Annotated in this window: 13 protein-coding genes, 1 tRNA gene and 2 pseudogenes; 5 read left to right on the top strand and 11 right to left on the bottom strand. The window is 66.8% G+C overall.

What is annotated here, in order from left to right; all coding sequences use genetic code 11:
- The first annotated feature begins 183 nt into the window (after positions 1 to 183).
- Entirely contained in the window at positions 184 to 426 is a 243-nt protein-coding gene (locus AWC06_RS23955; RefSeq protein WP_227371156.1) for a helix-turn-helix domain-containing protein, read from the top strand.
- Positions 375 to 716 carry a hypothetical protein gene (locus AWC06_RS23400; RefSeq protein ID WP_211281943.1) on the top strand — a complete coding sequence of 114 codons (342 nt, stop codon included), beginning with the start codon at positions 375 to 377 and terminating at the stop codon, positions 714 to 716. Before AWC06_RS23955 ends, AWC06_RS23400 begins: the two co-directional genes overlap by 52 nt.
- A gap of 24 nt (positions 717 to 740) precedes the next feature.
- Here the strand turns inward: AWC06_RS23400 and AWC06_RS10335 are convergent, their stop codons facing one another.
- Positions 741 to 2,174, bottom strand: a complete 1,434-nt coding sequence (locus tag AWC06_RS10335; protein ID WP_085197128.1) for an FAD-dependent oxidoreductase — start codon at positions 2,172 to 2,174, stop codon at positions 741 to 743.
- 256 nt (positions 2,175 to 2,430) lie between these two features.
- On the opposite strand from AWC06_RS10335, the gene AWC06_RS10340 reads away from it, so the two are divergent.
- On the top strand, positions 2,431 to 5,688 hold the full coding sequence (locus AWC06_RS10340) for a LuxR family transcriptional regulator (protein ID WP_085197059.1): 3,258 nt from the start codon (positions 2,431 to 2,433) through the stop codon (positions 5,686 to 5,688).
- Positions 5,689 to 5,692: 4 nt separating this feature from the next.
- Here the strand turns inward: AWC06_RS10340 and AWC06_RS23605 are convergent.
- The 5 genes and pseudogenes from AWC06_RS23605 to AWC06_RS10360 form a co-directional block, all read right to left on the bottom strand.
- Positions 5,693 to 5,912 (bottom strand): annotated as a pseudogene (locus tag AWC06_RS23605) (transposase); the annotation flags it as partial.
- A 116-nt stretch (positions 5,913 to 6,028) separates the two neighbouring features.
- Positions 6,029 to 6,189: pseudogene (locus AWC06_RS24050) on the bottom strand (Arm DNA-binding domain-containing protein); the annotation flags it as partial.
- Positions 6,190 to 6,312: 123 nt separating this feature from the next.
- Positions 6,313 to 6,403: transfer RNA gene (locus tag AWC06_RS10350), tRNA-Ser, on the bottom strand.
- A gap of 29 nt (positions 6,404 to 6,432) precedes the next feature.
- Entirely contained in the window at positions 6,433 to 6,891 is a 459-nt protein-coding gene (locus tag AWC06_RS10355) for a nucleoside deaminase (RefSeq protein ID WP_085197064.1), read from the bottom strand.
- The gene (locus AWC06_RS10360) at positions 6,888 to 7,400 is read right to left on the bottom strand and encodes a tRNA adenosine deaminase-associated protein (RefSeq protein WP_085197066.1); all 513 of its coding nucleotides are present in this window, start codon (positions 7,398 to 7,400) and stop codon (positions 6,888 to 6,890) included. Before AWC06_RS10360 ends, AWC06_RS10355 begins: the two co-directional genes overlap by 4 nt.
- A gap of 123 nt (positions 7,401 to 7,523) precedes the next feature.
- Here AWC06_RS10360 and AWC06_RS10365 point away from each other — a divergent pair, with 123 nt between their 5' ends.
- Complete coding sequence (locus AWC06_RS10365) at positions 7,524 to 8,468, top strand: prephenate dehydrogenase (RefSeq protein WP_244899070.1); 945 nt, start codon at positions 7,524 to 7,526, stop codon at positions 8,466 to 8,468.
- Here AWC06_RS10365 and AWC06_RS10370 read toward each other — a convergent pair.
- From AWC06_RS10370 to AWC06_RS10390, 5 genes are all read right to left on the bottom strand, one after another.
- Positions 8,431 to 8,958: a putative glycolipid-binding domain-containing protein gene (locus tag AWC06_RS10370; RefSeq protein WP_264480371.1), complete on the bottom strand. Its 528-nt coding sequence runs from the start codon at positions 8,956 to 8,958 to the stop codon at positions 8,431 to 8,433. The genes AWC06_RS10365 and AWC06_RS10370 overlap by 38 nt on opposite strands.
- 82 nt (positions 8,959 to 9,040) lie before the next feature.
- The gene (locus tag AWC06_RS10375) at positions 9,041 to 9,757 is read right to left on the bottom strand and encodes an ABC transporter permease (RefSeq protein ID WP_085197070.1); all 717 of its coding nucleotides are present in this window, start codon (positions 9,755 to 9,757) and stop codon (positions 9,041 to 9,043) included.
- Positions 9,754 to 10,437, bottom strand: a complete 684-nt coding sequence (locus AWC06_RS10380) for an ABC transporter permease (RefSeq protein WP_085197072.1) — start codon at positions 10,435 to 10,437, stop codon at positions 9,754 to 9,756. The genes AWC06_RS10375 and AWC06_RS10380 overlap by 4 nt, the downstream gene beginning before the upstream one ends.
- A 1-nt stretch (position 10,438) precedes the next feature.
- Positions 10,439 to 11,533, bottom strand: a complete 1,095-nt coding sequence (locus AWC06_RS10385; protein WP_085197074.1) for an ABC transporter ATP-binding protein — start codon at positions 11,531 to 11,533, stop codon at positions 10,439 to 10,441.
- Positions 11,530 to 12,462, bottom strand: a complete 933-nt coding sequence (locus AWC06_RS10390) for an ABC transporter substrate-binding protein (RefSeq protein ID WP_085197076.1) — start codon at positions 12,460 to 12,462, stop codon at positions 11,530 to 11,532. Before AWC06_RS10390 ends, AWC06_RS10385 begins: the two co-directional genes overlap by 4 nt.
- A gap of 111 nt (positions 12,463 to 12,573) precedes the next feature.
- Between AWC06_RS10390 and AWC06_RS10395 the strand changes: the two genes are divergently transcribed.
- The gene (locus tag AWC06_RS10395) at positions 12,574 to 12,918 is read left to right on the top strand and encodes a LapA family protein (RefSeq protein ID WP_085197078.1); all 345 of its coding nucleotides are present in this window, start codon (positions 12,574 to 12,576) and stop codon (positions 12,916 to 12,918) included.
- The last annotated feature ends 1 nt before the right edge of the window (position 12,919 follow it).

Consider the following 12,919-nt stretch of genomic DNA (forward strand, 5'->3'; position numbering starts at 1 on the left):
TCTCCAGCGGCAGACCAAAAAGAAAACCCGAACCCTAAACGAGGGTTCGGGCTATTCCTATGTCCTGAGACATCACAGTGGCGGTGGCGGAGGGATTTGAACCCTCGGACATGGGTTACACCTGCAACGACCCCTGATGAGTCGCGTCATAGGTGACAGTCATGGTTCATATCCAAAGCGCGTGTGGTCGTTCTCGAAGTCAGCAGTGGTCACCTGTCCGTGACGGCCGCAGCCCGGGCCTACGGGATCTCGCGGCAACACATCTGCCGCCTCCTCAAGCGCTACCAACTCGGTGGCCTCGACGCCTCGAGCCACGCTCCCGACGCCCCGCCAGCAACCGCCGCGCCGTACCCGATGACGTCATCGCCGCCGTCGTGCTGCTGCGCGAAAAGCTCACCGCCGAAGGCCTGGACGCCGGCCCACTGACTCTGCAAACTCACCTGGCTCACCAAGGCCTGCCCGTCCCCTCCACAGCCACCATCCGCCGCATCCTGCACCACCACGGCCTGATCACACCCCAGCCACGCAAACGCCCAAAAAGCTCCTATCACCGCTTCGCCGCCGAGCAACCAAACGAATGCTGGCAATCAGACTTCACCCACTGGAACCTGGCCGAAACCAGCGAGGTGGAAATCCTCAACTGGCTCGACGACCGCGACGGGCGACGCGGGGGCTGTTTGGCGGGCCAGGGGCAATCGCTACGGCGCACGCGGTGAACTGGCCGCTTCGGTTCTAGGCGATTACTCCGACACCATTTCTGGTAAGAATCTACCGCCATCAGCGGGGTCGGCCGCTACAGCTTGTCGAGGTCGCGAATCATGTCGCCGGCGACGCAGATTTGCGGTCGCAACTCGGTAGAAGAACGCGGGGTGCAGCAGGCGGGACGGGGGGTCGACGAGGGCGAAGACCTTGAAGAACTGGCCGCCGACCACGGCATCGGACTCAGATGCGGTCTGCACCCAGTCCACCAGCCGGTTGGTAACACGCATCGACGGGGTCCGTCGTCCTTCCACCTCTGGGAAAGCCAGGTCAGAGCCAGCCGCGATCTGCCAGGCCACACCGATCGATTTCGCCGCGGCGTGGAAGTAGCGTCGGGGCAGGTCGGGAACGCCTCGACGCAACGACTCCCGCAGCGCCACAGCGTCCAACGCGGCCACCGACATTCCTTGCCCATAGATCGGGTTGAAACTGCAGATGGCGTCACCGCTGACCAGCAGGCCGTCGGGGAAGCGGCGCATCTTGTCATAGCGGCGCCATTGGCTGGATGGCATGCGGTGTTGTACCACCGGGGCGATAGGCTCGCCGGCCCGCACTGCCGTCAGCAAGTGCGCCGGGGCGTACTCCTCGGCGAACGACAGCATTCCGGCCAAATCGCGGGGCGGCTCATGCCCGACCATCCCGCAGACCGAGAATATCCACGAGTCGTTTTCATAGCCGAAGAGAAACATCCCAGTAGGCCGGCCGGGCGCGGGGCTTATGAGGCACATCATTTCCTTGAGAGTGCCTGGCGGGATCCGCAGCAGCTGGCTGGTATAGGTCGTGTGCATGACGATGTGGTCCTCAACCGGTCGCCCATAGCCCAGACTTTCCAAGAAGGCCGGTGTGTGGGCCGCGCGGCCCATGGCGTCCACGACTAGGTCGGCCGTCAACTCCCGTTCGGCGCCGCCGCCGCGGTCGATCACTCGCGCACCGGTGACGCGTGTGCGATCCGCCGTCGACGTCAGCGCGGCCACGTCCTGGCCGCCGTGGATCGTCATGTTCCCGATCGCCTGCAGGCGCCGCCGGACATGGCACTCCAGAAATGGCCTGCTCGGCATATACAGCGCCATCGGCTGTGTGGGATCGAGGGCTAACTTGCCTGACCGCAGAAACTCGTGGCCGTTAAGCGAGATGTAGAGCTTGGAGAGGTCCCCGTCGTCCCAAACCGGAGCGCCGCCGGCGACCAACTCATTAAGAATCCCGGGGAAGAGCTCATCCAGGATCCGAGCCCCGTGCGGCAGAAGAGTATGAACATGCCGACCCTGCGGTACCCCGCGCCGGTTAGCGGGATCGTCGGGCAACTCATCGCGCTCGACAACCGTGACGGTCCTGAAGTAATCGGCGAGCACCCTCGCGGTAAGCAGCCCGCCCATGCTCGCACCCAGAACGATCGCACGCTCACCTAGTCGACTCATCTCAGTGACCCTCGCTCCCTGCTGGAGAGACGCTTCAGTAACGGCACTGCGCCGCATCGTTCGAGCGTCCAATTTCGCGAGGCACAGAACATCGGTAGGTACTCGTAGATGTGCGAGTTTGGGCTCGTAGATTTGCCCTGTGGCTGGCGGCTTACGCCAGCTGATGTTTTGGCCACGTGTGGCTGCCCGAGGTGGTTAGCATGAGCGAAAGTGTGGAGTCACGTGCGAAAACAGTGCCGATGACCGGGGTCGGAGTGTGACCGAATTGCTGCCGATGGGAACGGTGACGTTGCTTCTGGCAGACGTCGAGGGCTCCACGCGACTGTGGGAGACCCAACCCCGCGAGATGGCCGCCGCGATCGTACGCCTGAACCGCACGGTGTCCGAAGTCATCGCCGCCCACGGCGGGGTTAGACCGCTCGAACAGGGTGAGGGCGACAGTTTTGTCGCTGCGTTTGCCCGTGCTTCTGATTCGGTGGCCGCTGCCCTGCAGTTGCAGCTGGCGCCGCTCGCGCCGATCCGGCTGCGCATCGGGGTGCATACCGGCGAGGTGCAGCTGCGCGACGAGGGCAACTACGCCGGTCCGACCATCAACCGGACCGCACGCCTGCGCGACCTGGCCCACGGCGGCCAGACGGTGCTGTCGGGCGCCACCGAGGACATAGTGGTCGACCGTCTCCCGGCCGACGCCTGGCTGACCGATTTGGGGACTCACCCCCTGCGCGATCTGCCCCGTCCGGAACGGGTGGTGCAGCTATGCCACCCCGACCTGCGCAACGAGTTCCCGCCATTGCGTACCCCTAAAAGCGTTGGTGCACATAATCTTCCGGTGCAACTCACCAGTTTCGTTGGGCGCCAAGCAGAGATGCACGAGGTGCGTCAGCTGCTGGCGGATAACCGGCTGGTGACCCTGACCGGTGCCGGCGGCGCCGGCAAGACCCGCCTCGCCGTTGAGATCGCGGCGCATATCGCGCCCGAGTTCGGTGACGGTGTTTGGTATGTGGATCTGGCGCCGATCACCGATCCCGGCGTGGTACCGGTCGCGGTGGCCCGTGGGCTCGGTCTGCCCGACCAACCCGGGCGCTCCACGATGGACACGCTGCTGCGGTTTGTTCGCGGCCGCCAGCTGCTGGTGGTGCTGGACAACTGCGAACACCTGCTCGACGCAACCGCCGAGTTGGCCGTGGCTCTGCTGAGTGGGGCGCCGGGGTTGACCGTGCTGGCCACGAGTCGTGAGCCGATCGCGGTGAGTGGCGAGGCGACGTGGCGGGTGCCGTCGCTCTCAGTGGCCGATGCAGCCATCGAGTTGTTCGCCGACCGCGCCCGCCTGGCCCAGACCGGCTTCACCGTGACTGACGACAACGCCGCGGCCGTGGCCGAGATCTGCCGGCGCCTGGACGGGATGCCGCTAGCAATCGAGTTGGCGGCGGCGCGGGTGCGCGCCCTATCGCTAGCCGACATTCTCGAGGGTTTGCGTGACCGTTTCCGGCTGTTGACCGGTGGGTCGCGCACCGCGGTGCGCCGTCAGCAGACGTTGCGTGCCTCGGTGGACTGGTCGCATGCGCTGTTGACCGAGCCCGAGCGGGTCTTGTTTCGTCGGCTGGCGGTGTTTCTGGGTGGGTCCGATTTGGAAGCCGCGCAAGCGGTCGCCGGCGGTAGTGATGTGGAGCGCTACCAGGTCCTAGACCAGCTCACGCTGCTGGTCGACAAGTCGCTGGTGGTCACCGAAGACACCGCCGGCCGTATGCGATACGGGTTACTCGAGACGGTGCGCCAGTACGCGCTGGAAAAACTCCGGGAGTCCGGCGAGGCCAACGCCGTGCGGGCGCGTCACCGCGATTACTACACGGCGCTGGCGGCCCTGCTCGACACCCCGGGGCGCGCCGACTATGAGCGGCGTCTCGAGCAGGCCGAGACCGAGATTGACAACCTGCGCGCCGCGTTCGGGTGGAGCCGCGAAACCTCCGATGTCGAGCCGGCGTTGGCGCTGGCCTCGTCGCTGCAGCCACTGTGGCAAGCGCGGGGACGCCTGCGGGAAGGGCTGGTGTGGTTCGACACCGCTCTCGCCGACCTCGACACGCGCCACCCCGAAGTGGCGCCTGCGGTGCGTGCTCGGGCGCTCGCCGACCGGGCCATGCTCGCCAACTGGGTGGGCGCCGCGGACAGCCTGCATCAGGCTCAGCAGGCCCTGGCGATCGCCCGCGACGTCGATGACCCGGCCGTGCTGGCGCGCGCTCTGACCGCCTGCGGCTATACCGCCATTGTCCAAAAGGCCGAGGTGGCGGGGCCGTACTTCGCCGAGGCGCTCGGCCTCGCTCGCGCACTGGGCGACCGGTGGAGGCTCAGCCAGATCCTCGCCTGCCAGGCGCGCGCGGCGATCTTTGTGGGGAACCCGATCGCGGCGCGCGCGGCCGGCCAAGAAGGATGCGACCTCGCCGATGCGATCGGTGACTGGTGGACCTCGCGCCAGTGCCGCTGGTGCCTCGGAATGGCACAGCTATTCCAGGGCGATCTGGCCAGAGCCGCCGCACAGTTCGACTCGGTGGCCGCCGGGGCCGAGGTGGCCCACGATGGGTTCTTTGAGGCGTATGGCCTTGCGTTTCAGGGCATCGCACTGGCATACCAGGGTGACACTTGTGCGGCCCGGGCCGTGGCCGACGCGGCCCTCGACGCCGCCGGCGAGCTTGGCGGGATCGCCGCGGGCCTCGCCTACCTCGCGCTGGGCGGCGCGGCCTTGGCCGCCGGCGATCCTGCGGCGGCGCTGGAAGCGATGGAGTCGGCCTGGCAGCATCTGAGTGTTGTGCCCGTGTTGGCGGCGACGCATCACGCCTTGAGTGCGCAGGCCGTGCTGGCGGGCGGGGATCTGCTCGCGGCCCGCCGCTGGGCCGACGACGCTGTGACGACCGCAACCGGTTGGTCCCTCATGTTGGCGTTGACTGCGCGCACCCGGGTGGCGATCGCGCAGGGCGAACCGGACCAGGCTGAACGCGACGCCCACGAGGCGCTCGCATGTGCCGCCGAAGTTGGTGCTTACCTGGGCATTTCTGACACTTTGGAGTGCCTCGCCGCTCTGGCCGGCGACGCCGGCAGTCACCGCGAAGCCGCCCGGCTCTTCGGCGCGGCACATGCCGCCCGGCAGCACATGGGCGCGGTCCGCTTCAAGGTTCACGACGCCGGCTACGAAGCCTCGGCGGCGGCGCTTCGTGACGCGATGGGCGACGAGGAGTTGCAAAGCGCATGGGCTGAGGGCACCGCCCTCTCCACCGAGGAAGCGATCGCGTACGTCCAGCGCGGTCGCGGCGAACGAAAACGCCCGACGAGCGGCTGGGGCTCGCTCACTCCAACCGAGCGCGCGGTGGTCCGACTGCTCAGCGAGGGACTTGCCAATAAGGACATCGCCACCCGGCTCTTCATCTCACCCCGGACCGTGGAAACCCACCTCACCCACGTCTACACCAAGCTCGGCCTCGCCTCGCGCGTGCAACTCGCCCAAGAAGCAGCGCGTCACCCCTGACCCATCACGTCGGCAGTCCAAGCCGCGCTGCCTGCTGGACCCTGTCGAACGCTTCGGCTGGGGTGATCCAGCCCAGCACCCGCCGGGGGCGGTGATTGAGCTTCGCTGCGACGGAGTCGAGTTGATCCTGGGTGAGGCTGCCCAGATCCGCGGTTTTATGCAGGTATTGGCGCAGCAGTCGATTGGTGTTCTGCGTTGGTGCCGCGTTGCCAGGGATGGGTTGGTGTCGTGTTCACCCTGTTTTGCCTCCCATCGCTTGGTCGTTGGTCGTAGCCCGTTCATTGCGCAGCGGTTCGCCGCAGACCTGGCAGCGGGTGGAAATACGGTTCAATGAGTCCTCCCAATCGCCACGCATCTTGGAGACCTCTACCTCAGCGCCGAACGCGTCGGCCTCACGCTTGGTCTTGAATCCGCGTTTGTCCGTCTGCCGGCGATGAGGAGTGCGGTAGCGCACCCGGTAGCGCTTGCCCCCGCGGTCTCGTATGAAACGACCTCAGCCATGGACAGAAACCTACCGCCGACCCGTGACGGGGGGTTTGGGCAAAATGTGGGCAAACCGTGGGCAACACGGGTCGCAGCCAACCGAGATAGCGCCGTTCAGCTGGGCATATAGGGGAGTGGTTATGGCGGTGGCGGAGGGATTTGAACCCTCGGACGGGGGTTACCCGTCACACGCTTTCGAGGCGTGCTCCTTAGGCCGCTCGGACACGCCACCGCCGGACAGCTTACCGAACGCTGCGGGGCTCACCCCAATCGCTGGCGGGCGAAGAATTCCTCCAACAGCGCGGCGCACTCGTCGGCCAGTACCCCACCGCGGACCTCCGGCCGGTGGTTGAGCCTGCGGTCACGCACCACGTCCCACAGTGACCCGACCGCGCCGGTTTTGGGCTCCCAGGCCCCGAACACCAGCCGCTCGACCCGGGCCAGCACCAACGCGCCAGCGCACATCGTGCAGGGCTCGACGGTGACCGCCAGGGTCGCTCCCGACAGTCGCCATCCGTCACCGAGGGCGCGGGCCGCGGCCCGCATCGCCAGGATCTCCGCGTGCGCGGTCGGATCACCAAGTGCCTCACGGGCATTCACCGCGCGGGCCAGCTCGGTTCCGTCGGCGCCGACGACCACCGCCCCCACCGGCACGTCGCGCGGGCCCGCCGTAGCAGCAACCGCGAGCGCGGCGCGAATCAGGTCTTCGTCGGCGATCACCGACCGAGACGGTCGAGCACCGCCGAAAGTTCATCGGCGAAACCCATCTCGCGGGCGATGCGGCCCAGCTGCTCGTCGGCGTACAGATCGGTCTCATCGAGGATGACGCCCAGCACCGCCTCGGGCAGCCCGACATCGGACAGCAACCCGAGATCACCCTCCTCGAACGGTTCGGCGTCTTCGAGGTCTTCCGGCTCGATGTCGGCGTCGAGGTTGTCCAGCACTTCGGCGGCGATGTCGTAGTCGAGCGCAGCCGTCGCGTCCGAGAGCAGCAGCCTGGTTCCCGCCGGCCCCGGCCGCACGATGACGAAGAACTCATCGTCGACATCGAGCAAGCCGAAAACCGCGCCGGCGCTGCGCAATTCGCGCAATTCGGTCTCAGCGGCAGCCAAACTGGTCAGCGCCTTACGCCGCATCGGAGCGCAGAGCCACTTGCCGTCTTCGCGCACGACGGCAACCCCGAACCCCTCGGGGGTGTCGGCCTGCGCGGAGGCCCGCTGTGCTCCCATGGCCGCCTAGGCTAGTCCCTGACCAGCCCATTGACCAGCGAATCGACGTCGCCTACCGGCAGCGACGCTCCCCGCTGGATGTGCCAACCTTGGAGGGTGGCTGGGACTGTTTCCAAGACACCGGTGTGCGTGCTGGGCCTCGGGCTCATCGGCGGCTCGATCATGCGGGCGGCCACCGCGGCCGGATACCAGGTCTTCGGCTACAACCGGTCGGTGGAGGGGGTGCAGGCGGCCCGGTTCGACGGGTTCGACGCCACCACCGACCTGAGCGAGGCGCTGACCCGCGCCGCCGATGCCAGGGCGCTGATCGTTCTCGCCGTGCCCATGCCGGCGTTGCCTCTGCTGCTCACCCACATCCGCGAATCGGCCCCCGACTGCCCGCTGACCGACGTCACCAGCGTCAAAAGCGCGGTCCTCGACGAGGTGACCGCCGCCGGTCTCGTGCCCGGCTTCGTCGGGGGCCATCCGATGACGGGCACCGCCCACTCGGGGTGGGCCGCCGGCCATGCCCGGCTGTTCACCGGTGCCCCATGGGTTATCAGCGTCGACGACCATGTGGACCCGCAAGTCTGGTCGATGGTGATGACGCTGGCGCTGGACTGCGGCTCGGTCGTGGTACCGGCCCGATCCGACGAGCACGACGCAGCCGCGGCTGCCATCTCGCATCTGCCCCATCTGCTCGCCGAGGCGCTGGCCGTCACCGCGTCCGAAGTTCCGTTGGCCTTCGCCCTGGCCGCGGGATCGTTCCGCGACGGCACGCGGGTGGCGGGCAGCGCGCCAGACCTGGTGCGAGCCATGTGCGAAGCCAACGCCGGCCAACTGCTGCCGACGGTGGACCGGGCCATCGAATTGCTGACTAATGCCCGGGAGTCATTGGCGCACAACAACTCCGTGGCCGAGCTCGCCGAGGCCGGGCACGCGGCCCGCACCCGTTATGACAGCTTCGCGCGGCCGGAAATCGTCACGGTGTTCATCGGCGCCGACAATTGGCGCGAGGAGCTGGCCGCGCAGGGCCGGGCCGGCGGAGTGATCAGATCCGCTCTGCCAAGCCTGGATAGTCCACGATGAACCCATCGGTGTCGACGGTGAGCGTGGTGTCAGACACCGGCGAACGCACCTTGATCTTCTCCGCACTCGCCGGGGCCGCGCTGCTGTAGCTGACCATTGCCGAGTCGACGGAGAGATCCGGCAGCGTCACGTAAATCGTCGGCACCGTGATCGACCCCGGCCCTTCGATCAGGCCGCAGCGGCGGATCGGCAACGCGTTGAAGAACGGGCTGAAAACCACATCGACGTCGAGCGCACCGTCGAAGGCGGCCCGGGACTCCCCGCGGTGGTCGGTGACCAGCCACATGTTCTCCTCGTCGCGGGCGACGGAGAGCTGGCGTTCACGCTCGGCCAATGTGACGGTCATCCCGAGTCGCTTGGTTGCGCCGGTCTCATCGGTCTGCAAGTCGTAGTAGGCGCCGAACGCCGGGTGGGTCTCGGCGGCTGCCGCGACGATGCGGCCGTTGGCCTTGATCCGCTTGCCGGACAACTGCACTCGCACCGATTCCATGCGCGAGGCATCGGGTGCGCGCCAGGTCAATATCGCCGACCAGGAGCTCGGCGTCGCGTCCGTAGGGGCTGGGCTCACGCGTCTACGGTAGGCGACGGCGCGGATGGTTTCGAGGCCCGGTCGTCGCCGGCTTACGACGCAGCCGGCCGGTGCCGGGGACCGACGCCCAGACTGCGAACGCCAGCGCGCCGTCGAGGATCAACGCCAGCGCGGCCACCATCAGCGCGCCGACCAGCGCGATGTGAAACTGGCGGACCTTGATCCCGTCGATCAGGTAGCGGCCCAGGCCGCCAAGGCTGGCGTACGCGGCCACTGTCGCGGTGGCGACCACTTGCAGCGTCGCGGTGCGCAACCCGCCGAGGATCAACGGCAGCGCGTTCGGCACCTCGACGCGCAGCAGCACTCGGAGCTCGCTCATGCCCATCGAGCGGGCGGAGTCGACGACCACCCGGTCGACAGCGGAGATGCCCGCATACGTTCCGGCCAGCAGCGGTGGAATGCCCAGCAGCATCAGCGCCACAATCGGTGGCACCAGTCCCAAGCCCCACAGCAGCACCGCCAACAGCAGCACGCCCAGCGTCGGGAGCGCCCGCAGCGCGTTGACCGCGCTCACCACCACCAGCGTCCCGCGGCCGGTGTGGCCGATGATCAGGCCAACCGGGACAGCGAGCAGTGCCGACGCCGCCACCGCCAGCGCCGTGTACTCGAGATGCTCCAAGGTGCGGGCCCCCAGCCCGACGGGGCCGAACCAGTTGTCGGCGGTGAAGAGGTAGGACAGCGCCTGTCCGATAAAGCTCATCGCGCGCCGCCCACCACCGGAGCCCTCAGCAGCCGACGGCCGGTGCGCGACACACGCTCCCAGGGTGTGGCGAGCCGGCCGGCTGCCATGATCAGCATGTCGATGACTACCGCAAGCACAAAGATGGCGATGATCCCGGCGACGATCTCATCGCTCTTGTTCGACTGGTAACCCTCGGTGAACCAGGTACCCAGACCGCCGATGCCGATCACCGCGCCGACCGCGACCATCGAGATATTGGTCACCACGACAACGCGCAGTCCGGCAACCAGAACTGGAATCGACAGTGGCAGCTCGACTTTGAGTATCCGGGTGATCGGCCGGTAGCCCACTGCGGCGGCGGCGTCACGTACCTGCGCCGGCACCGCGTCCAACGCATCGAATACCGCGCGGACCAATAGCGCCGTGCTGTAGAGGGTCAACGCCACGATGACATTGGCCTCGTCGAGGATCCGGGTTCCGATGAGTAGCGGCAATACCACGAACAGCGCCAGCGACGGGATCGTGAAGACGACACTGGCTGTCACCGTCGTGAGCCGACGCAGTGTGGTTCTGCGTCGCGCCAGCACACCCCACGGCAATGCGATCGCCAGGCCGATCAGCACCGGCACCAACGACAGTCGGAGGTGAATCACTGTCAGCGTCCACGCCGTTTCGCGGTGAGAAAGGAGGTAGTGCACGCTAATCCTGCCGTCTGGATTCCACCGCGGCCAACACGTCGGCAGCCAGTACGCCACCGATGACCTTGCCTGACCCGTCGACCGCCACCCCCAGCATCGACGGCGAGGCCAGCGCGGCATCCAGTGCCTGGCTGAGGTTGCCGTCCGCGTGGAACACGGAACCGACGGCGGTCACCGCGTCGGACAGCGATGCGCCGCCCCGGTGCAACCGCATTCCAGCCGCATCGATCCATCCCAGCGGCGTGCCGTCGCCATGGACCACCAGCGCCCATCCATCCTGCAGTTGCGCGGACCCGACTTCGGACTCGGTGATCTGTGGAATGTCATGCAACGGCAGCCCATCCGCATCCAACCGCTGCAGCCATCGGTAGCCGCGGCCAAGTCCGATGAAGCTCGACACGAAATCGTTGGCCGGGCGTGACAGAAGCCGGGCGGGTTCGTCGCACTGCTGCAGCGAACCACCCGGGCCGAACACAGCTATGTAGTCGGCGAGCCGGACCGCCTCATCGATGTCATGGGTGACGAACACGATGGTCTTGTGCAATTCGTTTTGGAGCCGGACTATTTCGCGCTGGAGCTCGCGCCGGACTATCGGGTCGACCGCCGAAAACGGCTCGTCCATCAACAAAATGGGAGGGTCGGCCGCCAGCGCCCGTGCGACGCCGACACGCTGCTGCTCTCCACCGGAGAGTTGGGCGGGATAGCGGCTCGCCAACTTGGCGTCCAGGCCCACCCGCTCCAGCACCTGGTAGGCGGCTTTGCGTGCCGCCCTGCGAGACTGGCCTTTGAGCACCGGTACTGTCGCGACGTTGTCGATCACCCGCTGGTGGGGCATCAGGCCGGCGCCCTGGATGACGTAACCGATGCCGAGGCGCAGCTTCACCGGATCGACGGTCGACACGTCGGCGCCGTCGACCATGACGGTGCCCGACGTCGGCTCGACCATCCGGTTGATCATTCGCATTGACGTCGTCTTGCCGCAGCCGGAGGGACCGACGAAGACGGTCAGAGTGCCCGGCGGTACTTCCAGGGTCAGGCTGTCGACGGCGACGGTGCCGTCGGGATAGACCTTGCTGACGTTCTCAAAGCTGATCATTGCTTGATCGGATGGTTGAAGCCGTTGTCCCGCACCCAGTTTCGTGCGGCTTGATCGGGGTCGATACCGGAGTTCCCGGACACCGCGGCGTTGAGATCGGCCAAGCCGAACGTGGTGAGCTTCGCAGACACCGCATCCAGCACCTCTTTGAGTCGATCCGATTTCTTTTGCGAATTCACCAGCGGCACAATGTTTCCCGCCAAGAAGTTGTGCTCGGGGTCCTCGAGTACCACCAGATGGTTCATTGGGATGGCCGGCGACGTGCTGAAGATGTTGGCGGCGTTCACCGTCCCGTCTACCAGTGCCCGGACGGTTACCGCGCCGCCGCCGTCGCTGATCGCGACGAAGTTACCCGGACGGATGTCGAGCCCGTACTTCTGCCGGAGCCCCAATAGGCCTGCGGGTCGGCTGTCGAAGGCCGATGGCGCAGCCAACTTCACCTCCGGTGAATGTGCGGCCAGGTCGGCGATCGTCTTGAGATTCCAGTTCGCCGCGGTTTCGGCGGTGACCGTGACCGTGTCGGTGTCCGACGCGGGTGACGGCGTGAGAATGGACAAGTCACCGGGCAGCCGTTTGTAGAGCTCCAACTCGACGGCGTCGAGCATGGTCACGGTCGCGTCCGGCTGAAAGTAGAGCAGCAGGTTGCCGATGTATTCGGGCACCAGGTCGATCGAATGGTCCTTCAGCGCCGGGACATACGTCTCTCGGCTGCCGATTCCCAACCGTCGCCCGATGCTGAAACCGTTGGTCTGCAAGGCCTGTGCGTAGATCTCGGCGACGATTTTCGACTCCGGAAAGTCGGCGGACCCGACCACGATGGATTTCATGTCGCCGCACATGGCGCCGCCGAGCGGATTGGGACTGCTGCAGGCCGCGATAAGGCAGACCGCCGCTAGCAACACCGCCGCGCGGCGCCGCAGCATGCTCATACCAGCGACACTATCGCCAGGCACTCCCGTCGGCTCAGGCACCGGCCTTTTTTCCCCACGTTTCAGTGCGATTCGGTTTCTTTCGCGGGTGAGTGGGTAGAAGATGGGACCATGAGTAGCGATCCGTCGGTCTCTCCCGATCAGCCTCGTGCAACACCTGCGCCGACTGGCGGCACCGGCGCGGCACCGCGCGAACCCGCGGTTAAGTTCACCCGCACCGCAGGCGTATGGACGGCTCTGACCGGGGGCTTCCTGGTTCTCATCGTGCTGCTGATCTTCATCACCCAGAACACCACGTCGGCGGAGTTCAACTTCCTCGGCTGGGACTGGAGCCTGCCGTTAGGGGTGGCGATCCTGCTGGCGGCGGTCTGCGGCGGTCTGATCACCGTGGCCGTCGGCACCGCCCGGATGTTCCAGTTGCGTCGCGCCGCAAAGAGAAACCTCGGCGCGCGGTAAG

The sequence above is a fragment of the Mycobacterium fragae genome (assembly GCF_002102185.1).
In the GTDB taxonomy this organism is placed as follows: Bacteria; Actinomycetota; Actinomycetes; order Mycobacteriales; family Mycobacteriaceae; genus Mycobacterium; species Mycobacterium fragae.